This is a genomic window from Ruegeria sp. CH11 (assembly GCF_056537105.1).
In genome coordinates, this window is sequence record NZ_JBQFQX010000012.1 from 1 (window position 1) to 20,452 (window position 20,452).

The 20,452-nt window shown below is 55.8% G+C and carries 21 protein-coding genes, 1 tRNA gene and 1 riboswitch; of the genes, 11 read left to right on the plus strand and 11 right to left on the minus strand.

Features of this window, described 5'->3' with window-relative positions:
* Window positions 1-199: 199 nt before the first annotated feature.
* The 5 genes from cobO to ACR0LX_RS16590 all read right to left on the minus strand — a co-directional run bounded on the left by cobO (window position 200) and on the right by ACR0LX_RS16590 (window position 4,129).
* Window positions 200-799, minus strand: a complete 600-nt coding sequence (gene cobO, locus ACR0LX_RS16570) for a cob(I)yrinic acid a,c-diamide adenosyltransferase (RefSeq protein ID WP_480784667.1) — start codon at window positions 797-799, stop codon at window positions 200-202.
* Window positions 800-855: 56 nt separating this feature from the next.
* Window positions 856-1,791, minus strand: coding sequence for a DMT family transporter (locus tag ACR0LX_RS16575; protein WP_480579405.1), 936 nt, complete (start codon window positions 1,789-1,791; stop codon window positions 856-858).
* A gap of 54 nt (window positions 1,792-1,845) precedes the next feature.
* Window positions 1,846-2,508, minus strand: a complete 663-nt coding sequence (locus ACR0LX_RS16580; RefSeq protein WP_480784668.1) for an HD domain-containing protein — start codon at window positions 2,506-2,508, stop codon at window positions 1,846-1,848.
* Window positions 2,492-3,592, minus strand: a complete 1,101-nt coding sequence (gene aroC / locus ACR0LX_RS16585) for a chorismate synthase (protein ID WP_480784669.1) — start codon at window positions 3,590-3,592, stop codon at window positions 2,492-2,494. The genes ACR0LX_RS16580 and aroC overlap by 17 nt, the downstream gene beginning before the upstream one ends.
* A 96-nt stretch (window positions 3,593-3,688) precedes the next feature.
* Window positions 3,689-4,129, minus strand: coding sequence for a 6,7-dimethyl-8-ribityllumazine synthase (locus ACR0LX_RS16590; protein ID WP_480579411.1), 441 nt, complete (start codon window positions 4,127-4,129; stop codon window positions 3,689-3,691).
* A 127-nt stretch (window positions 4,130-4,256) separates the two neighbouring features.
* A riboswitch (FMN riboswitch) is annotated at window positions 4,257-4,457 on the minus strand.
* A gap of 54 nt (window positions 4,458-4,511) precedes the next feature.
* On the opposite strand from ACR0LX_RS16590, the gene ACR0LX_RS16595 reads away from it, so the two are divergent.
* A complete protein-coding gene (locus tag ACR0LX_RS16595; RefSeq protein ID WP_480784670.1) occupies window positions 4,512-5,141 on the plus strand; it encodes an FMN-binding negative transcriptional regulator in 630 nt (209 codons plus the stop codon).
* Between the two features lie 54 nt (window positions 5,142-5,195).
* Window positions 5,196-5,804, plus strand: coding sequence for a glutathione S-transferase (locus ACR0LX_RS16600; RefSeq protein ID WP_480579415.1), 609 nt, complete (start codon window positions 5,196-5,198; stop codon window positions 5,802-5,804).
* A gap of 49 nt (window positions 5,805-5,853) precedes the next feature.
* Here ACR0LX_RS16600 and ACR0LX_RS16605 read toward each other — a convergent pair whose 3' ends face one another.
* Complete coding sequence (locus tag ACR0LX_RS16605) at window positions 5,854-6,297, minus strand: c-type cytochrome (protein WP_480784671.1); 444 nt, start codon at window positions 6,295-6,297, stop codon at window positions 5,854-5,856.
* 485 nt (window positions 6,298-6,782) lie between these two features.
* Between ACR0LX_RS16605 and petA the strand changes: the two genes are divergently transcribed.
* From petA to ACR0LX_RS16625, 4 genes are all read left to right on the plus strand, one after another.
* A complete protein-coding gene (gene petA / locus ACR0LX_RS16610) occupies window positions 6,783-7,367 on the plus strand; it encodes a ubiquinol-cytochrome c reductase iron-sulfur subunit (protein ID WP_480579419.1) in 585 nt (194 codons plus the stop codon).
* A 12-nt stretch (window positions 7,368-7,379) separates the two neighbouring features.
* Window positions 7,380-8,711 carry a cytochrome b gene (gene petB / locus ACR0LX_RS16615; RefSeq protein ID WP_480579421.1) on the plus strand — a complete coding sequence of 444 codons (1,332 nt, stop codon included), beginning with the start codon at window positions 7,380-7,382 and terminating at the stop codon, window positions 8,709-8,711.
* Between the two features lie 15 nt (window positions 8,712-8,726).
* Window positions 8,727-9,512 carry a cytochrome c1 gene (locus ACR0LX_RS16620; protein WP_480579423.1) on the plus strand — a complete coding sequence of 262 codons (786 nt, stop codon included), beginning with the start codon at window positions 8,727-8,729 and terminating at the stop codon, window positions 9,510-9,512.
* A 126-nt stretch (window positions 9,513-9,638) separates the two neighbouring features.
* Window positions 9,639-10,100, plus strand: a complete 462-nt coding sequence (locus ACR0LX_RS16625) for a cupin domain-containing protein (RefSeq protein WP_480784672.1) — start codon at window positions 9,639-9,641, stop codon at window positions 10,098-10,100.
* 17 nt (window positions 10,101-10,117) lie between these two features.
* Here ACR0LX_RS16625 and mtaB read toward each other — a convergent pair whose 3' ends face one another.
* Window positions 10,118-11,374 (minus strand): tRNA (N(6)-L-threonylcarbamoyladenosine(37)-C(2))-methylthiotransferase MtaB, encoded by a 1,257-nt coding sequence (gene mtaB / locus ACR0LX_RS16630; protein WP_480784673.1) that lies wholly within the window; start codon window positions 11,372-11,374, stop codon window positions 10,118-10,120.
* Window positions 11,371-12,213: a diaminopimelate epimerase gene (dapF, locus tag ACR0LX_RS16635; protein ID WP_480784674.1), complete on the minus strand. Its 843-nt coding sequence runs from the start codon at window positions 12,211-12,213 to the stop codon at window positions 11,371-11,373. The genes mtaB and dapF overlap by 4 nt, the downstream gene beginning before the upstream one ends.
* Window positions 12,214-12,424: 211 nt before the next feature.
* Between dapF and ACR0LX_RS16640 the strand changes: the two genes are divergently transcribed.
* A tRNA-Lys gene (locus tag ACR0LX_RS16640) sits at window positions 12,425-12,500 on the plus strand.
* Window positions 12,501-13,030: 530 nt separating this feature from the next.
* On the opposite strand, the gene ACR0LX_RS16645 is transcribed toward ACR0LX_RS16640, so the two are convergent.
* From ACR0LX_RS16645 to ACR0LX_RS16655, 3 genes are all read right to left on the minus strand, one after another.
* The gene (locus tag ACR0LX_RS16645; protein ID WP_480784675.1) at window positions 13,031-14,554 is read right to left on the minus strand and encodes a caspase family protein; all 1,524 of its coding nucleotides are present in this window, start codon (window positions 14,552-14,554) and stop codon (window positions 13,031-13,033) included.
* Window positions 14,555-14,578: 24 nt separating this feature from the next.
* Window positions 14,579-14,929 (minus strand): hypothetical protein, encoded by a 351-nt coding sequence (locus ACR0LX_RS16650; protein ID WP_480784676.1) that lies wholly within the window; start codon window positions 14,927-14,929, stop codon window positions 14,579-14,581.
* 276 nt (window positions 14,930-15,205) lie between these two features.
* A protein-coding gene (locus ACR0LX_RS16655) for an IS3 family transposase (RefSeq protein WP_480784677.1) occupies window positions 15,206-16,332 on the minus strand; the annotation gives its coding sequence in 2 pieces (ribosomal slippage) (window positions 15,206-16,068 and window positions 16,068-16,332; 1,128 coding nt in all).
* Window positions 16,333-16,554: 222 nt separating this feature from the next.
* Between ACR0LX_RS16655 and ACR0LX_RS16660 the strand changes: the two genes are divergently transcribed.
* The 4 genes from ACR0LX_RS16660 (at window position 16,555) to ACR0LX_RS16675 (ending at window position 19,825) form a co-directional block, all read left to right on the plus strand.
* Complete coding sequence (locus tag ACR0LX_RS16660; protein WP_480784765.1) at window positions 16,555-16,785, plus strand: glycine zipper 2TM domain-containing protein; 231 nt, start codon at window positions 16,555-16,557, stop codon at window positions 16,783-16,785.
* A 560-nt stretch (window positions 16,786-17,345) separates the two neighbouring features.
* Window positions 17,346-18,479: a hypothetical protein gene (locus tag ACR0LX_RS16665; protein WP_480784678.1), complete on the plus strand. Its 1,134-nt coding sequence runs from the start codon at window positions 17,346-17,348 to the stop codon at window positions 18,477-18,479.
* Between the two features lie 717 nt (window positions 18,480-19,196).
* Window positions 19,197-19,403 carry a hypothetical protein gene (locus ACR0LX_RS16670; RefSeq protein ID WP_480784679.1) on the plus strand — a complete coding sequence of 69 codons (207 nt, stop codon included), beginning with the start codon at window positions 19,197-19,199 and terminating at the stop codon, window positions 19,401-19,403.
* Between the two features lie 194 nt (window positions 19,404-19,597).
* On the plus strand, window positions 19,598-19,825 hold the full coding sequence (locus ACR0LX_RS16675) for a hypothetical protein (RefSeq protein ID WP_480784680.1): 228 nt from the start codon (window positions 19,598-19,600) through the stop codon (window positions 19,823-19,825).
* Window positions 19,826-20,452: the final 627 nt, after the last annotated feature.

The following is a 20,452-nucleotide window of genomic DNA, read 5'->3' on the forward strand; positions in this document are numbered from 1 at the left end:
GCCGACTGCTCCTCGCTCCACAAGAACTGCCCGTCGGCATCGTAACAACCTCAATCGGATCAATCTTCGTCTTCCTACTGCTATTCAGAACGGCCAGAAAGCAGCGATAGCTGCTTTCTGATTCTGGCACAGTTGCTACTTAACGGCCAGCGCGTCATCGGCTGTTGATCGTGATCCTCGACGCGATTCGCCCCTCCGGTTAGAAATCCACACCACGCTGGGCTTTGATACCGGCCTGGAAGGGGTGTTTTTCTTCGGTCATTTCGGTCACCAGGTCAGCATAGTCGCGCAAGGCCGGGGGCGCGTCGCGGCCTGTCAGGAAAACGCTGGTCTTGTCCGAACGCGCGTTCAAGCCGTCGATCACCTGATCAACCGACAAGTATTCGTAGCGCAGCGCAATGTTGATCTCGTCCAGCACCACCAGATCGTAGTCGCCGCTGGACATCAGTGCACGCGCCTTGTCGAAAGCCGCGTTTGCAGCGGCGATGTCACGCTCTCGGTCCTGCGTATCCCAGGTAAAACCTTCGCCCATCGTGTGCCAGGTCACGAGATCACGCTCTTCAAAAAAGCGCCGCTCTCCGGTTTTCCACTTGCCCTTGATGAACTGGACCACGGCGACCTTCTGACCCCATCCCAGCGCCCGGATGACAACCCCGAACGCCGCCGAGGATTTGCCCTTTCCCTTGCCGGTATTGATCAGAATCAGACCGCGACCGGGATCGACCGCCTCGGAGACCTTTTTGCGGTGCTGGGCCTGCACCTTCTGCATCTTTTCCTTGTGAACCTGCGCGTCGCTCATCTGGGCACCTCTTTGATTGCCCGGCCCAACCTAGGCGAAGTTTTCGAAAGGTAAAGTCAGGCTTTGGGGTCCGTGACCGAACGTGCCTTGCCACGTTCCAGGCCCAGTTGGTGTTCGCGCCAGATGACGACCACATTGCCCGCGATCACCAGCGCCGCACCCAGCAGGATCGCAAGCGTGGGCAACTCGTCAAACCAGACATAGCCGATGACGATGGCAAACAGCATGGTCGTGTAGTCATAGGGCGCCAGCATCGAAGCCTGCCCGAACCGATAGGACGACGTTACAAGAATCTGCGCGACGCCACCGATCAAGCCCATTGTGATCAGTATTAGAGCCTGATTCAGTGTTGGCATGGTCCAACCCCAAAATGCTGTCAAGGCGGACAACAGAGTGGCCGTCATCGAGAAATAGAAAACGATCGCCGCAGGGTGATCGACCTTTACGAGTTGCCGAATGTGGATCTGCACAAAAGCGCGGGCGATGGTTGCACCCAATACGCAGGCGGCACCGATCGTGGCGGCAACCTCGATTTCGGTGCTGCCCAGCCGGGGCCAGATCATGATCAACACCCCCAGCAAGCCTATCGCGACCGCGCCAATTCGGATCATGCGGATACGCTCGCCCAGCATAACTGCGGCCAGAATCAGCGTGAATATCGGGGTGGCGTAGCCAATGGCGGTGACCTCGGGCAATGGAAGAAGGCTCAGGCCGGTAAAGGTCAGGCCCATTGCCCCCGTCCCAAGGACCCCGCGCCAGAAATGCCCCATCGGTTTTTTGACGACAAAACCCTGCGCCAACTCGCCGCGTGAGAGAAGCCAGACGATGATGATTGGTATGGCAAACAGCGAGCGAAAGAAAACCAGTTCGCCGGGCGGGAAATCTTCGGACAGCGCCTTGACCAATGCCGACATCGAGGTGAACAGCATCAGCGCAGTCAATTTCAGACCCACGGCGAGCATAGGTCGATGCGATGTTAACGATCGTGCCATTGGCGGCGACCCTGCGCTTTTGGTTTCGAAAGATCAACGACTGGATTGTACCAATCAGGACGATTTCCAGTGATCAGGCAGCGGCCAGCCAATCTCGTCGCCGAACGCCTCCAGAAACCTGATCATCCGGGTTGCGCGCTTTTGCGCAAGTTCCGCGCCTTTTGAGGTCAGCATGTCGCCTGGCAGGTTCAGCAGTTTGACTTTCCAATGGTCAATCGAAAACGCCAGATCGTCGAGTGGCCGATGTTCGGCAAACGGGTCCGCAGAATCGTACAAAGCCCGCCCCAACGACCCCGCAACCGAGAAGGTCCGGGCGATGCCCACGGCCCCAAGCGCGTCCAGGCGGTCGGCATCCCGCAATATCCGCGCCTCGGCGGTTTCGGGCGCGATCCCGGCCGAAAAGCTATGCGCGGTAATGGCATGTTGTGTCGCTTTGATTTCGGCCTGGGAATATCCCAGTTCATCCAGAATAGACTCTGATTCAACGGCCGAGCGTTGCGACGCAAGATGGCGGTTAGGGTCGTTCTTGGGTAGATTGACAAGATCATGCAGGTAACTGGCGGCCAGCAACACACGCATATCCGAAGTCTCATCCGCAATCGACTGCGCGTTCATCCAAACCCGGTCGAGATGTGCCAGATCGTGCGCGGGATCCGTTTTCATCCGCCGGGCGACGATGGCCCGCAGATGTGCGCGCAGATCAGCCGATCCGTCCACGGTTTTCTCCGATCTGACCGCGATGCAGCAGCAGGTGATCGAGGATCACGCAGGCCATCATGGCTTCGCCCACCGGTACGGCGCGGATGCCGACGCAGGGGTCGTGGCGGCCTTTGGTGATGATCTCGGTCTCATCACCGGATTTTGTGATGGTCTTGCGTGTGGTCAGAATCGATGAGGTCGGTTTCACCGCGAACCGCACGACGACGTCCTGCCCGGTCGAAATACCGCCCAGAATGCCGCCCGCGTGGTTCGAGCTGTATTGCGGACCATTCTGGCCCATGAAGATCTCATCTGCGTTTGCCTCGCCGGTCAATTCGGCTGCGGCCATGCCCTCGCCGATCTCGACACCTTTGACGGCGTTGATCGACATCATCGCGGCAGCCAGATCAGTGTCTAACTTGGCGTAAATCGGCGCACCCAGCCCTGCGGGAACTCCGCGAGCCACCACTTCGACCACCGCACCAACCGAATTGCCGGACTTGCGCAGGTCGTCCAGATAGGTGGCCCAGTCTTCGGCGGCTTGCGCATCGGGTGTCCAGAACGGGTTCTGTTCAATCTGAGACCAATCGAAATTGGCCCGGTCGATCTTGTGGGGTCCGATCTGCGTCATGTACCCGGTAATCTGCACATTCGGCGCGATCTGCTTGATCGCCTCACGCGCCAGCCCGCCCGCCGCCACGCGCGATGCGGTTTCGCGGGCCGAACTGCGCCCGCCGCCGCGATAGTCGCGAATGCCGTATTTCTGCCAATAGGTGATATCGGCGTGACCCGGGCGGAACTTGTCCATGATGTCGCCATAGTCCTTGGACCGTTGATCGGTGTTCTCGATCATCAGCTGGACCGGGGTTCCGGTGGTCTGGCCTTCGAAGACACCAGACAGGATTTTCACCTGATCGGGCTCGCGCCGTTGGGTGGTGAATTTGTTCTGCCCCGGTTTCCGCTTGTCCAGCCAATGCTGGATCATCGCCGCGTCAATCGTCACGCCCGGGGGGCAACCATCAACGGTCGCACCCAAAGCGGGCCCGTGGCTTTCACCCCAGGTGGTAACGCGGAAGAGGTGTCCAAAGCTGTTCATCGACATGGGGCATGCTCCTTTGAGCGTCGTGATTAGCGGGCAAGGCCCTTGGCCTCAAGCGGATTTGCGGTCGGGGCCAATGAGGCCCCGCCTCTTCGGTCATCACGCAGCAGAAGCCAACAGCGCCCGGGTCTGGGAGATTTTCAACGCGGCCTGCGCGGCCTCGCGCCCTTTTTCCACGAAATGTTCGCGATAGATGGCGTTGTGATGATCCGTCTCCTGGTACTGATGCGGAGTCAGCGAGACCGACAGGACCGGAACGCCCGTATCCAGCCCGGCGCGCATCAGGCCATCAACCACGGCTTGGGCGACGAAATCGTGCCGGTAAATGCCACCATCCACCACGAAAGCGGCGCAGGCTATGGCAGCGTATCTGCCGGTTTGCGCCAAATCCCGCGCCAGCAGCGGCATCTCGAACGCGCCGGGGACATCGAACACGTCGATTTGGTCGGCGGGGATGAGTTGCTGAAACCCGTCAAGCGCGCGATCAACAATATCGGAATGCCAGTTGGCTTTTATGAAAGCATAGCGGGTGTGTGTCATCATGATCTCCTTTCAGTTTGGTGGCCTGCTGGCGGTCGCGAAAACCGGTTCCCACTTTTCGCTGCCAGCCTGGCATGACACGTCACCCAAGGCGATCACGAGCAGACGCGCCGCTACGCGACACGCTGCACGTTCTCTTTCATCCGGACTATAACCGTCGGCTCTGGCCTCTCACCAGATCTGCTTGTCACCCATTCGTGGTTCCACAATTTGTCCGAAAACCGGTTCCCACTTTTCGGATCGTGGATACTGTTGGGCCGCTCGCGGGCTTACGGGTTGATACCCGCATACCGCCGGTGGGGAATTTCGCCCCGCCCTGAGAACGCTGTGGACCTTGCATGGAACGGGTCGCTTCTGCAAGAGATTTGGCAGGAGGTTCCATATGCACCCAAATCCCGCCTTTCGCGCCGAGGACCGCGCCCGGCATATCGAATTTGCCCGGGACCGGGCGTTTGGTGTGCTGGCGCTATCGACAGCAGACGCGCCGTTGCTGAGCCATGTTCCCTTTTTGCTGAGTGAAGACGGCCAGATTGCTGAGCTGCATCTGGTTCGGTCGAACCCGATTCTGCGCGCATTGAAGCAACCGCAAACGGCCCGTATCGCGGTTTCAGGACCCTACGGCTATATCTCGCCGGACTGGTACGGGATCGAAGATCAGGTTCCGACATGGAACTATGTCGCGGTGCATCTGACAGGTACGCTCGAACAATTGACACCCGACATGTTGCGCGGTCTGCTGGACCGTCAGTCGGCGTTCTACGAAGCGCGTTTGCTGCCGAAGCCTCCCTGGATGGCCGAGAAGATGTCGGACGAGGCATTGAAGAAGATGATGCGCATGATCGTGCCGTGTCAGATGCGGATCGAAGATATTCAGGGCACTTGGAAACTGAGCCAGAACAAACCCGATGCCGTTCGACTGAGCGCGGCCGAACACGTGGCGGCCGATGGTTTTGGCGTTGAACTGGACATTTTGCAGGGTTTGATGCGTACCGCCGGGCAAACTGACAATTGAAGGGTTCAGATTTGCGCCGCGAAGGCTAAGGTGCCATCAACAAGGAGACAGGACATGAAGCTCTATCACAGCCCGACCTCACCCTATGTGCGCAAAGTCATGGTGCTTTTGCATGAAACCGGGCAGTTGAATGATGTCGAAGTGCTACCCGCATCGGGCACGCCGATCTCTCCGGCAGGTGAATTGATCGGCAAGGCCCCGTTGACGAAAGTGCCCGCGTTGGAACGACCCGATGGCCCGACTTTGTTCGACAGCCGGGTGATTTGCGCCTTTCTGGACGCGCGCGCGCAGGCGGGGCTCTACCCTGATGGGTCTGCACGCTGGGATGTTCTGACGCTTGAGGCGCTGGCAGATGGCATTCTGGATGCCGCCCTGCTGATGACCTACGAAGACCGATTGCGCCCCGAAGGCATGCGATGGGACGCTTGGCTCGATGCGCAGTGGGACAAGATCGACCGCGCCTGTGCCTCGCTGACCGAGCGCTGGATGGCGAATCTGTCCGGTTCGCTGGATATGGGGCAGATCGCTGTGGGTTGTGCGCTTGGCTATCTGGACCTGCGCCACGACGCGCGGGGGTGGCGAAGCGGCAATGACGCACTGGCCGCCTGGTATGCCGAATTCAGCGAACGCCCCAGCATGGTCGAAACGCGCCCGCCCAGCTGACCTGCTTTGGCGCATGAGGGCAGCGCACCTGCGGTGCCCCCCAGCCCAATCACTCTCTGAATGTCGCAAGATAGGCGGCGATGTCGTCGGCCCCTTTCTTGAGTTTGACGCTCATATTCGGGCGGGCTGTGTCATCCTTCAGGAAATCCTGGATGAAACCGATCGGGTCCAGAGAATAAGCGGCGATGTTTTTCTGGTTCCAGACCAGCCCCTGCTCTCCGGCGCGGATCATGTCATCTGTGAACATTCCCATCGGCAGGCGTTCACTGCCATAACGGTAGTCGTTCTCGGATCCGGCGACACGGCCCACGACGCCATAGAGATTCGGGCCGGTGATGCCGCCCTTTTCAAGAACCTCGCCATCTTTGATGATCGCGTGACAGGATGAACAGCGGTTATACAGGGCCTTGCCTTTGGCCGGATCGCCCGCAGCAAAGGCGTGAGGGGATAGGACAGTTACCAGCAGATAGGCCAAAAGGGTTGCTTTGAGCATGGGGTTTCTCCGTGTTGGAGTTCGCGCAATCCGCGATCTGAATCATTCCCGCGGCGAGTGCAACATGGAACGTGTCGCTCATGGCAGGAATGAAATATCTATTTAAAAATAATATTTTAAGAACTGCGCGCCCTTGCCAAGATCTGCGAAATCTCGACCTTCCCGTGTTGGCGGCATGGCTAAACATTGGCGTATGCCAATTGCTTTGCTCGGCACGGCGACCTGTCGCGCAGGTCCTTGGGTCCGCACGAATCACGAGGGCAGAGGAGGAGGCGAACACCCAAAAAACGCGGCACGGGGACCACGCCATCTTGAATTTTTAAGGCCGCGTTGTGACCTGAATACCCAGATGCGGCGTATTGCGCGCCTTTGACCGCTGGACGAACCGTATTCTCCCCGATAGATAGCGCGGTTAAGACATCGCATTCGTGCGGTGCGCGAGCTATATGCCCGTCCGCGGGCGCCAGACAATCGGAGAGAACCTCGTGTCCCACGCTGAAGACCACGAAGGCACCCGCAGAGACTTCCTGTACTACGTCGCTGGCGGCGCAGGTGTTGTTGCGACAGGTGCAGCAGTATGGCCCCTCGTCAACCAAATGAACCCCTCGGCGGATGTGCAGGCGCTGTCCTCGATTCGTGTGGACGTGAGCGGGGTCGAACCAGGCACGCAGTTGACCGTGAAATGGTTGGGCAAACCCGTCTTTATCCGTCACCGGACCGGTGCCGAGATCTCTGAAGCGCAGGAACAGGACGCCGAAGGTGTCGATGCGCTGCCCGATCCGCTGGCGCGAAACTTCAACCTGAACGCCGACGCTCCGGCCACCGACGCCAACCGCGTCATGCCGTCGCCCGAAGGCGAAGCGCCGGGCGCATGGATCGTTCAGATGGGTGTATGTACTCACCTGGGCTGCGTGCCTTTGGGGGATGCCGGCGACTTTGGCGGCTGGTTCTGCCCTTGCCACGGTTCTCACTACGACCTTGCTGGCCGTATCCGAAAAGGCCCCGCGCCTGAAAACCTGCCCGTCCCGCCCGCTGAGTGGGTGGACAACAGCACAATCCGACTCGGCTAAGGGAGACCCAGAATGTCAGGAATTCCCCACGACCACTATGAGCCCAAGACCGATGGCGAGAAGTGGCTGAACAGCCGTCTGCCGATCGTCGGCCTGATTTATGACACCATCATGATCCCCACCCCCAAGAACCTGAACTGGTGGTGGATTTGGGGCATCGTGCTGGCCTTCTGCCTTGCGTTGCAGATCGTCACCGGCATCGTTCTGGTGATGCACTACACCCCGCATGTCGATCTGGCCTTTGCCAGCGTCGAACACATCATGCGTAACGTGAATGGTGGCTATTTCATTCGCTACCTGCACATGAACGGCGCGTCGCTGTTCTTTGTTGCGGTCTACATTCACATGTTCCGCGGCCTGTTCTACGGTTCGTACAAGGCCCCGCGTGAAATCACGTGGATCATTGGCATGCTGATCTACCTGATGATGATGGGCACGGCGTTCATGGGCTATGTTCTGCCCTGGGGTCAGATGTCCTTCTGGGGTGCGACAGTGATCACCGGCCTATTTGGCGCGATCCCGTTTGTGGGTGAGGCGATCCAGACCTGGCTGCTGGGCGGACCTGCGGTGGACAATGCCACGCTGAACCGCTTTTTCTCGCTGCATTACCTGCTGCCGTTCATCATTGCGGCGCTGGTGATCGTGCATATCTGGGCCTTCCACACCACTGGCAACAACAACCCCACGGGTGTCGAGGTTCGTCGCGGTTCGAAAGCCGAGGCCGAGAAAGACACGCTGCCCTTCTGGCCATACTTCGTGATCAAGGACCTGTTTGCGCTGGCAGTGATCCTGGTCGTGTTCTGGGCCATCGTCGGCTTCATGCCGAACTATCTGGGCCACCCGGACAACTACATCGAAGCCAACCCGCTGGTTACACCTGCGCACATCGTGCCCGAATGGTACTTCCTGCCGTTCTACGCGATCCTGCGCGCTTTCACCGGCGAGGTCTGGGTCGTGCAGTTCGCCAGCTTCATCACCGGCGGCATCATCGACGCCAAGTTCTTTGGTGTGATTGCGATGTTCGGTGCGATCCTGGCGATGGCGCTGGCCCCTTGGCTGGACACCTCGACCGTGCGTTCGGGCAAATACCGCCCGATGTTCAAATGGTGGTTCTACCTGCTGATCGTCGACTTCTTTGCCCTGATGTGGCTGGGTGCGATGCCGGCAGAAGAACCCTATGCGACGTTCTCGCTGATCGCGTCGGCTTACTGGTTCGCTTATTTCTTCGTGATCCTGCCGATCCTGGGTGTCATCGAGAAACCGCAGGTTCCGCCGGAAACCATCGAAGAAGACTTCAACGCGCATTATGGCAAGGCCAACGCCGACGCCACGCCCGCCGAGTAAGAGGGACAGAGATCCATGTTCAAGAAACTTGCAATCGGTGCCGCGTTTGCCTTGGCTTTTGCGCCCGCCTCGACCTTTGCGGCAGGTGGCGGTGAGCAGCACATCGAAGACTTCGACTTTTCCTTCGAGGGGCCGTTCGGCACCTATGACCAAAGCCAGCTTCAGCGCGGCCTTCAGGTTTACACCGAGGTTTGCGCCGCGTGCCACGGCCTGCGTTATGTGCCTCTGCGTGATCTCGAAGCGCTGGGCTATTCGGAAGAACAGGTCATCACCTATGCGGCCGACAATTTCGAAGTGTTCGATCCCGAGCTGGACGATTTCCGCCCCGCAATCCCGACCGACCACTTCCCCGTCAATGACGGTGTCGGCGCGCCGGACCTGAGCCTGATGGCCAAGGCGCGCGCCGGTTTCCACGGCCCTTACGGTCTGGGTATCAACCAGCTGGTCAAAGGCATGGGCGGCGCAGAGTACATTGCGTCCCTGCTCGACGGTTACACCGGTGAGGAAAAGGAAGAGGCAGGCGCGGTTCTCTATGAGAACAAGGCTTTCCCCGGTGGCTGGATTTCCATGGCCCCGCCGTTGTCAGATGATCAGGTCGAATATGCCGACGGCCACGCCGCGACGGTCGAAGAAATGTCCAAGGACGTTTCAGCCTTCCTGATGTGGGCCGCCGAGCCCAAGATGATGGACCGCAAGAATGCAGGCTTTGTCGGCGTTCTGTTCCTGACAGTCCTTTCCGTGATCCTGTATCTGGTCAACAAGCGTCTGTGGGCGCCGGTCAAGGGCAAGAAGAGCGTCTGATCCAAATTCAGAACCGAATTCAGAGCCCCCGCACCATTTTGGTTGCGGGGGTTTCTTTTTTCTCAGGACTAGACACATGAAATCCAATCTCCAAATAGCGAAGAGAAACTGCTGAAGGAGTGGGCGATGGGTGACCGGATCGAAACCTCGAACAAACAAGTTGTTGTTCGTCACTGGGACGGCAGCAAAAAGTACATGATGGCCCCAAGCGAATATGTTGGCGTCGTCGTCGGCAAAAAAGCAACCAACGGTGAATACGTGATCTCTGATGGTGTCATGGCCCCTGGCGGCGCGGTTCCCGACCACTATCACAAATGGGAAGACCAGACGTTCCACATCATCGAGGGCACAGTCGATGCCAAGATTGGGGATGAATGGATCACTGCCAGCGCAGGGGATACGATCCACTGTCCGCGAGGCGTTTCGCATTACATGAAGAACAACAGCACCCAGACCGTGCGAATGATCAGCTATATCTTCCCGGGCGACCGCGCCGAAGAATTCATGGCGGAAACCTCGCGGCAAAATGAAACAGGCGAACGGGATTTCGATTTGATCGAGCGCGAGTTCGGCGTTGTCTATCTATGATCGCCGTGCGTTGAGCCCTACGCCTGAAGCTGTGTATTGGTGCTGCCGCTGATCAACGCCGGTACGATTTCGCCCTCGGTTCGAGGTTCGGAGAAACTGACCTCGGTGAATTGTTCAGTGCGGCCCATATGCGGGTTCTCCATCAAAACCTGATGGGTCTTTCCGATCTGGGCACGCAGATGCTTGACGACCTGAGTTTCACCGGCAGCACGCAGGCGCGCCGCGCGGTCCTTGATAACGTTTCCGTTGATCTGCTGCGGTATCCGCGCCGCGGGCGTGCCCTCTCGTTTCGAATAGGGGAAGACGTGCAGCCAGGTCAGGTCGCAATCACGCACTAGTTTCAGCGAGTTCTCGAAATGCGCCTCGGTCTCGGTCGGGAAGCCTGCGATGATGTCGGCCCCAAAGGTCATTTCGGGGCGCAGCCTTCGCGCCTCTTCGGCAAAGCGTATCGCGTCGTCGCGCAGGTGGCGGCGTTTCATTCGTTTCAGGATCAGGTCGTCGCCATGCTGCAACGAAAGATGCAGATGCGGCATCAGACGCGGTTCCGTCGCAATCGCTTGCATGAGGTTTTCATCTACTTCTATCGAGTCGATCGAGCTGATCCGCAGGCGCGGCAGGTCCGGCACCAGCTTCAGGATACGCATCACCAGATCGCCCAGTTTGGGCTGCGCAGGCAGGTCCGCGCCCCACGAAGTCAGATCGACACCGGTCAGGACCACCTCGTTGTACCCACGGTCCACCAGCCGCTTGATCTGATCGACCACGACGCCCGCAGGGACGCTGCGCGAGTTGCCACGGCCGTAGGGGATGATGCAGAAGGTGCAGCGGTGGTCACAACCGTTCTGGACCTGCACATAGGCGCGCGAACGGGTGCCGAAACCGTCGATCAGATGGCCAGCGGTTTCGGTGACCGACATGATGTCATCAACCTGCACCGCTTCGGTCTGGCCGATGAAATCCGCGGCCATGCCTTTCCAGGTATCGGGCTGCATCTTTTCGGTGTTGCCAATGACCGCGTCGACCTCAACCATTTGAATGAAGGTCTCAGGCTCGGTCTGCGCCGCACAACCGGTCACGATCAGGCGCGCATCCGGGTTTTCCCGGCGCAGCTTGCGGATCTCCTGCCGGGCTTTGCGAACAGCCTCAGCCGTCACCGCGCAGGTATTCACGACAACGGCATTGCTGAGCCCGGCCTGTTGCGACAGCTCTTTCATCGCCTCGGTCTCATAGGCGTTCAGGCGGCAGCCCAATGTGGTGAATTTGGGGGCGCTCATCCCAGCGACCTCAGGAATTCCGGCGTTAGCGTGCCCGAGAACACATGGCAGGTCGGACCGGTCATCCAGACGCCGTCCTCGCGCCAGTCAATCCAGATGGTACCGCCGTCCAGCTCGATCTGTACCTTGCGACCGGTCAGCCCGCGCCGCGCCGCGGCCACGGCGGTCGCACAGGAGGACGAGCCCGAGGCCAATGTTATCCCAACGCCTCGCTCCCACACGCGCATGCGGATGTGATCAGACCCAATGACCTGCGCCACCTGCACGTTGGTGCGTTCGGGGTAGAGCGGGTGGTGTTCATAGCGTGCGCCAAACTCGCTCAGCGGAATCGCCTCGGCATTTTCCACAAAGAATGTGCAATGTGGATTGCCCATACCGGTGGCCGTCGGGCCGCCTTCGATCGGCAGTTCCAGAGTATCCATCTGCTCGGCCAGAGGCACCTGATCCCAGGCCATCTGAGGTTGCCCCATATTGACCGAGGTAAGGCCATCTCCGGCGTCCCTGGCCAGCAGGGTGCCGCGTTCGGTTGTAAGCGTAAGCTCGGGTTTGCCGGTTTCCTCCATCAGGAAACGGGCGATACACCGCGTGGCGTTGCCGCAGGCCGCCGAGGTTGATCCGTCAGCGTTGTAGAATACCAGATGCGCGTCCGCGTCACCGTTTTCGATGACGGCCAGCTGGTCAAAGCCAACGCCAAACTGGCGGTGCCCGATTCCCTTTGCCAAAGCCGGAGTGATCGCCGCGGTTTGAGCGCGGGCGTCCACGATGACGAAGTCATTTCCCAGCCCGTGCATTTTCATGAAGGGCAAATTGGTATCGTTCGAGCGTTGCATGGCGGGCATATAACGCTGCGCAAGACCTGAATCCACCCCGCCCTGAAGATTCCTGAAAAAAGGACTTGACCCCCCCGCGTCCCCTGCCTAATTAGGCCGCCTATCGGGGCGCCGGACCAAGGGTACTTGTCGGCGAAACGAGGTGCGAAATTAGGCCTTGAACCCAGCCGGGAAAATGCCTTACAGAGCGCCACGGATCCAAAAGATCCAACAAAAGAGTGGGCCGTTAGCTCAGTTGGTAGAGCAACTGACTTTTAATCAGTGGGTCGCAGGTTCGAATCCTGCACGGCTCACCACTTTTTTCAATAATAACAAACATTTACACGGAATCGTGTGGCGCACGCTTCGCGGCGTGCGGCTTGCTGGAAGCAATACGGAAGCACTGTGACAAAGATTGAAGTGTGCCTATTGGATCACAATGGTATCGCGCAGCGGAAGCTTTTAGACACGGGTGTGAAATGCCCCAGACAAATTCAAGCGGGACTTGAGCAGGTCGGCCACCAAGCAGACCTTCGCTGCACCGGCAATATTAGCCGGTCAGAATGGCGGCAAAGTGTGGTTCGCGACCTGCTGCAAATGCAATGAATCGCGCCTTGGTCGACGGCATTTGGCTCACACTGTGCATCAAACGAACTAGAAAGCCGCTGGCCGTATCGACATCCGGGAGAAAACCTCGAATGTCGGGTCTAACTAGATGCAATATAATTTAGATTTTTATCTTTAATGATCAGTATCGTAAATGCCGTTACCTCTGCTTGAAAATACCGTTTCCCAATTGCTCAAATCTAAGGCACTTGGTAGCAGAGCGGGCGCTGGAGCAATACACTCAGGTTTCGCCGAACACCCTTGGACAACAGCTTTCGAACAACCTCAGAAGATCAGCGTGTTTCGGGTTTTCCTCGGACAGATCACCCAGAAGTTCCGGATCAATCGGATCACGCTTATGAAGCAAGATCGGAACCGAGGTAGGTTTCAAATGTGCACCTTGATCGTTCCAGAGGGTTGAAATGACGCCGTACATTGCATTCTTCATGTTCCACTCTTCGACAAGAATGTGCCTTACAGATCCCGAATTGATTGCCAGAAAGCTAAGATGGGATGCCCGCTTAGGCATGTAAATCGCACCATTGTTGATAAAGTCGGTTTTTCCCTGTCCTTCTCTCCATCCAAGTCCTGGAATCTGATCATTCCAGCGAACCTCGATAACATAGCAACGGATGCGACCAGGATCGCCATAGTAAGGGCGAACAACAAGATAGTTCCCTTCGTACTCCTGAACGTCTGCGCGGCGATAGGCGCCCATTCTATTGGGCGCAACTCCATTTTCGAATGCTACCTGGCCATTTCCTACAGGTCCGGTCCGATGTCGGAAGTCCGTTCTTGATAATTTTTGCCACTCAATGGCGAATGTCCCGAGATCGATATCAGCTCGCGAAATTCCTCTTAGCAGCTCAATCTTGTCTTCTCGCCACTCTTCGCCTTGCTGGAAGTTTATTATCTCCTTTATGCAATCATTTCTGACACTTAGGCTTATGAGATTCTTTCCAAATAAATCTTGGATGTATGCATCCATTGCCTGCGCGTCCTGTTGCTTTATTTTTGTTCCGTTTAAGGCGATGTGAAGCAGGTTTTGTTGATTTCCTCTTACAAGAGTAGGTGTCTGCCGGATGTTGTCGTTTGCCATTTCGCGATTTATGTACTGATACAATTCATCAAAGGTGATGTATCCATTTCCATCTAGATCGGCTTCGCCGCTCTCAACGCCTCGGATGACATACTTAGTAAAGACACCGTGCCCCGCAACTTCGTCCTCATGAGACGTTTGAGTGGAATTACAGGACGAAATGAATACCAACCCCTTTGCTTGGGCGTCCAAATCGTCAAGTTCGGACACATCGAATAATTGCTCCGCGCCTTTTGCCTTCCCTAGGTTTTCTCCAAATTTTCCGCTGTAGCAGCAATCAAATAGAAGGGCGATTTTGTTGCAACGTGATTTTTCAACAAAGGACTGAATCTGTCTGGCAGAAATACCCGTTACCTCCACTTCGCTTCTCACAGTATCGCGGCCGCAGATATATGCATTTCCTTCTCGATCCTTTACCCCGTGTCCGGAATAGTAGATCATCACCATGTCATTGGGTTCGGCTTTGTTGAGTGTCTTGAAAATCGCTTTCTTGATATCCGTATGATTTTGATCAACGACCGCAGTGACACTTTCAAAAGCGCCACAGTTCTCGTCGGCCATGAGAAAGGCCATTTTGTCGACATCGCGTTTCGGGCAGTCCAATTGTGGGAGGTTTTCCACATCGGACGGAAATTCGGAATTTCCTATCAAAACAATGTGTCTCATCCGCTTTCTCCGAATGCCAGGCGGTCAAATAATTAGTCGGTTTTTTCTTTTCTCAATATTTTCGAGAAGCTTCTTAAACTCCGAAACGCTTATACCATTGGTTTCGAGTTCGAACTCTTCGATCTTAATACGAATTTCGGGCATTCGCGTCGCTCTTTCGGCGAACACTTCAATTACTTGGCTCACAGCTCCTGGTGTGATTGCCTTAAGAATGAATCCAAGTATTTCAACCGCGCCCTTTTCCCCTGGAGCAGGCGTGGAGGGAAAGTGAGAAACTTCAACGCCTTGAATCCCAAGCAAATCTTTGAAAAGTTTATACTTTTCAATTGATAGGATTTCTTCATCCACAGAGTTAGAAGTCAAAAATACCTTCATTATCGAATCCCAAATATAGCGAGTATTCTTGCACGAAATCGAAGATTCTTCAACTTTGGTATTGATTTCACACTGTTGTCATCAGATCAGAGGAAGAAGATTGATGGTCTGTGCGACAGTAGCTTCGTCGCACTCACTTTTCTTCAGCCGATAATACTTGCAACGTCGGCTTTCCGCATTTTGCAGCTTGCTACGCTAGTGAAATCTAAAACGCCAATGAACGACCGGAATCTGCGGTTCGCTGAGCAGCCTCATCTGACTGGTCCAAGTTGATTGTTAGTGCATGATCGGCCTGTGATCCATCGGGATGATGGTTTCAGGTGCTGGCGGGCGATAGCCCAGAGCACTGTGGGGGCGTTTTGTGTTGTAATGTCTCCTCCATTGCTCGATCAGAATTTGAGCTTCGCGCAGGTTGTAGAAGATTTCACCGTTGAGCAGCTCGTCCCTGAACCGGCCATTGAAGCTTTCACAATAACCGTTCTCCCATGGGCTGCCAGGTTCGATGTAAGCTGTCTTGGCGCCAGCGGCGACGATCCAGTCTCGGACAGCCTGGGCGACAAATTCCGGCCCATTGTCTGAACGTATGAAACGGGGTGCTCCTCGAAGTATGAACAGATCCGTCAGGGCATCGATCACGTCGACCGAGTTCAGCTTCCGTTCGACCCTGATAGCCAAACATTCCCGACTGTACTCATCAAGGATGTTCAGCGTCCGGAAGGCTTTGCCATCATCGGTTCGACAATGAACGAAGTCATAGGACCACACGTGGTTGCGATACTCCGGTCTCAGCCGAACACACGACCCATCGTTCAGCCAGAGCCGTCCTTTCTTCGGTTGTTTCACTGGCACTTTCAGCCCCTCTCGCCGCCAAAGCCGTTCAATCCGTCCATCGCTGACAGACCAGCCAGCCTCTCTCAGCAGTGCAGCGATCCTTCGATAGCCATATCGGCCGTATTGACGGGTCAGCTCGATCATATCGGCCACCAGCCGGTCTTCGTCTGCGCGACCTCGTGGGACGTGCCGTTGCGTGGACCGGTGTTGCCCAAGCACGCGGCAGGCGCGTCTCTCGGAAACGTTCAGCTGGTTGCGTACATGGCTGATGCAGGCACGACGACGAGCGGGGCTCAAAAGTTTCCCTTTGCGGCTTCCGTCAGGATCAGCTTGTCCAGAGTCAGATCAGACACCGCGCGTCTCAGCCGCTCGTTCTCTTTCTGAAGCCGCTTCAATTCTTTCAACTGATCTACACCCATTCCACCGTACTTCTTTCTCCAGCGGTAATAGGTTTGTTCAACAACGCCGATCTGTCTGATCGCATCAAGACGGGACATGCCTTGACCCATCAGAACTTCAACCTGCCGTAACTTCGAGACAATCTCTTCAGGCTTCGGTCTTTTGTTTGCCATTCTTGGTCCTCCGTTTCCTAAACATAACGGTGGACCAGTTCAGTTGGGGAGGCTCAGGCGTGGCTTTGACAAAGAAATAGTGGGTGGCACAGAGTTCCTTCATTAAGATTTGGTTAACCTCAAACCAATCAGACGTTGATGCCTTGTACAATAGACCGCCAAGAGCCACCTACTCAGATAACAAATTCGGGAATTTGAGAGGCGATTGAGATGAGCAAAGCAATGATAGCCTGTGCGCTTGGAATCTCACTTCTCCTGGCTGCGTGCGGGACACCGACGACGCCAACTCAGGCGCAGGTACAGCATGACGCTCGCTGTGCTGCAGGTATCCTGGGTGGCGCTGCCCTTGGCGGAGTGGTTGGGAACCGATTCGGTGGCGGAACAGGCAAGACCCTTGCAACAGCGGCCGGTGCAGGTGTTGGAATGTACGCTGGGCAAGCAGCCTGCAACTAACAAATCACGAAGGCGATACTGCCGATGGGGTTGAGGTGGTTTTAGCGACGAAGTCGAGGGGATAGCTTCGTACTTCACTCCCCAAAATCTACAACAACCACATACTTTGATATTCCGCTATGAGCCCAAAATGACGAATGCCGCATAGCTTACGACGGGTTTGACTACGGACAATTCGGACACCCGAGAAACGCCATCGGACGTTTTAGTTCGACCGAAAGCGGAAGTTGGTTGCAGTTTCCAGATTTTGCGAAGCGAACCGTCGCGCTGCCGGGACCGGATTAACTGATCAGCGCGGACGAAGCCCCTGTTCAAAAAACCATCTAGAGTTTCCGCTGACTGACCGCACTTTTCTTACATCCGCTGGATGTATGTGGCGTCAGCCTTCCAAAACTGCCAGGTGAAACGGTTGTCGAGCCGCCTATTCACGTGTCGTGAAATTCGTTCCTAAGAGGTCTTAAGAACATCTGAGTTGAGGGGCGGGTTGACTCTGGTCAACTGTAATGCACTAGCAATATAACCGCGCCACCCACTGGGTGCATTCCAAAGGATGATACTCAATGACAAAACCTAAAGTGATAATACACATTGGGCAGGGTAAGGCCGGATCGACCGCAATTCAGGAAAGCCTCGCGGCGTCGCGCAACGAACTAGCGCAATACAGCTGTCTGTATCCTGAGACTCTATTTATTCGCGGGCGTCATCATTGGCTTTCTCTTTTGTACCATGAAAATGTTAATCGTGGGGGTTCGGCAGTGTGGCGCATGGGGTTCGACCCTAAAGTCGCGAGGGCCCGGGCACGCGAAGAATGGAAATATCTATGCAGGCAGGTCGAGGACACTGCGCCTGCGCAGTTGGTACTCAGCAGTGAGATGCTTTTCTGGATGCACTCCGAAGTGGAGGTTAGCAGAGCACAAAACTTTGTTCCTACATTGTCCGATGACATCCGCGTGATGGCCTATATCCGTAGCCCTGTCTCTCGCTACTTATCGAGTGTTCAACAGGTGTTGAAGTCGCGGTCGCAAATTCCGTCGCCGCAACCAGGTGGGAACATGAAAGTACTGGATTGCTATAAGGCAATCTACGGAAAGCCGGTCGAGGTGAGGCCGTTCGAGCGATCAACCTTGTTGGATGGCGATGTCGTACGCGATTTCGCAGAATGGGCGGATCTTGGAGTACCGTCAGACGCGATTTCCAACATCACGAGCAATGTGTCCGTTTCAGCGGAGGCCATGTCTGCGCTTCAGTTGCTCGCGCCAAAAAGTCCTCCAACGAACGAAGTCGAACTTAGGGCAAAACGCATGATCTTTCATGCCGTGTCTCGCGCCGATGGGGAACTGGAGAACCCGACTAAGCCCGCCCTAAAACCAGAAATAGCTGAAATCATCATGAAAAGAAGCGGCGAACTTTTCGAACTCGACAGTAAATATGGTTTGCGATTCAGTGATATTGACTATGACGTTGTCGGGACATCGGCTGGTTCCGAGTTGGAGGAGGTGAGGTTCGTTGAACAGATATGCGATTTCGACGAGGTGCGGCGGGACGAGTTGCTCGAGCAGGCCCGCAAGTTTCTCGCTAAAAAGCGCAAGAGGTCTGAACGAAAGGAAAACGCTGACGTTAGGAAAGAAACTGAAGCAAATGATGTGCGCTCGGTTTGGTCAAGGTTGATGAACAGTATAAAGCAATCGCGCTAGGTGCTTAGCCCTGGGTTTAGTTGGCGCGATCCATTCGTTGGAATGGAAGGACTCTCTATCGTGCAAAGCCCTCCTCCAGTAACGTGAAAAAACTTACAATGGTCGCAGTCCGGGCACTGCCAACCTTGGGTCCAATCCGACGAAGGTCTGCGAAACTCAGACTGCGGACGCGTGCCTTCCGTCCACGAATGGCAGAAAAGCCGGCCTTGCTGCCATCGATGCGCATTGGAGACATTGGCGTTCCGAGGCCCGAGGCCTGACCTTCAGAAAATACTGGCGTGTGTAACCCGCATCACCGACGACCCCAGCAGAATAGTCTAGAGTAGGTGCAGTTAACGAGTAAGCGTTGGTGTATTTGAGAACGCTGGTTTTTTGTAATTCGTTTGGTGGGGCGCGCTTGTGGTGGGTGCGCCCCATTTCTTTAGCTAGCAGAATTGCGTGACCCCAGGCCATGAGCTCCTGCCTCTTTACGTCTCAAAGCGAAACTCATAGTTCGGCCCAGTCGCTGCGGGTTGCCGCTCACGGAAGGATATCCTTGAGCCCATCGTACCAACGCGGTTCGGATGAGACTCGCAGCGACACCGACAGAACTGCCTATCTGTACGACGGGCTTTCTTTAACTTTCCTCCAAAAACTTGCCGCGCGAGTGTCAAACTTCACTGTTCTTTGATTGCTAGGGTGTTTGATGTACTGAACAAGTATCCAGGTGAGGCACTGATGAAGCACGTTCCCGCTACAACCCAAACAGTCGTTTCCCACGCGTACAGTCTCGGAGAAAACGATGCAGAGAGACACATCGCGCTGTGGGCGGGAAGCCAACTTATGGCGTTCTACGGCAGCCGAGCGGACATCTATCAGGAACACGCCGACATTTGGGCCGAAAAGCTCAAGCCACAAAACCCTCTTTCGGCGGCGAAGAAATGAAAAAGTGTCACCAAGAACGCGCACCCAACGAAGAAGGAGGATAGGTGAGCAGTGATCCAGGCGCTGCCAGTTATCGAAAATGACGAGGACGGGAGTCGCCTCAATGCGTTTCCTAATCTCGCATAGGAAATACATGGAGCTATTGCGCAATCTAAGGCACATTTGAATTATGTACTCGGCAAGGAGACCCCCCGATGCCCCAATACAACGATATGTTCGAACTTTCGGTAGAAGATATAGAGCTTATCGAAAGCTCGCTTCGCAGCGCCCTCACCGCACTATCTCATACCGCGCAAGAGGTAGAGGATGACCGGCGAGCGAATCTGGAGGTTTCTCTTCGGCGCATTCAAGACCTTCTTGGAAGGCTACACGACCAAAAGATATTCTACCGTCCTAAAAGCGGGATCTACGTAAGTGGTTAGGCGACTGCAACGAACGCAAGTTTGATTGCAGAAGTTTGAAAGCAGCAGTTGATAGAAGAAACGATTGGACAAGCCGCTTAGCTGGAACGAGAGCAAGGGCTGGCTGAGGGGGTAGAAGCCAACCCCGCTCCTAGTCTCGAGGGGGTGAGTGGTATTTCTGCTTCTACACTACGTATTTCACGAGTCAGGCGATATTGGGGGATTCCCGTAAAGCGGCAATTTTGAGCGAAACGGTTTGTTTCCCCTCTGCAAACTGTAAGTTTCGCATTGAGTCGTGGACACAATTTTGCCGCAATGCGATATTGGCCACGTGGGCGGCATGTCTTGATTTTAGCACGTTCTAGTTATTTTGACTGGATTTGAGGGGGTTACCTAGTACGGCGTGCCGCCCCACGACCTACACACGAACTTGACGCAATACGAATTGCGTTTTTTGAATGTTGGGGCGCTGTCGCTGATTTCATGCAGTGGTCGTATTTGGAACACTTAACACATATATCAGTTAGACGCGGCGCGCCTTGATGGGATTACGATTTCGACGAGGGGGTACGAGTTTGGCGCGTCGTACCTCGGTTTGACCGACAATGTCAGTCTTGCCGAAAATAGAACTCGCCGCTATCGTGTTTT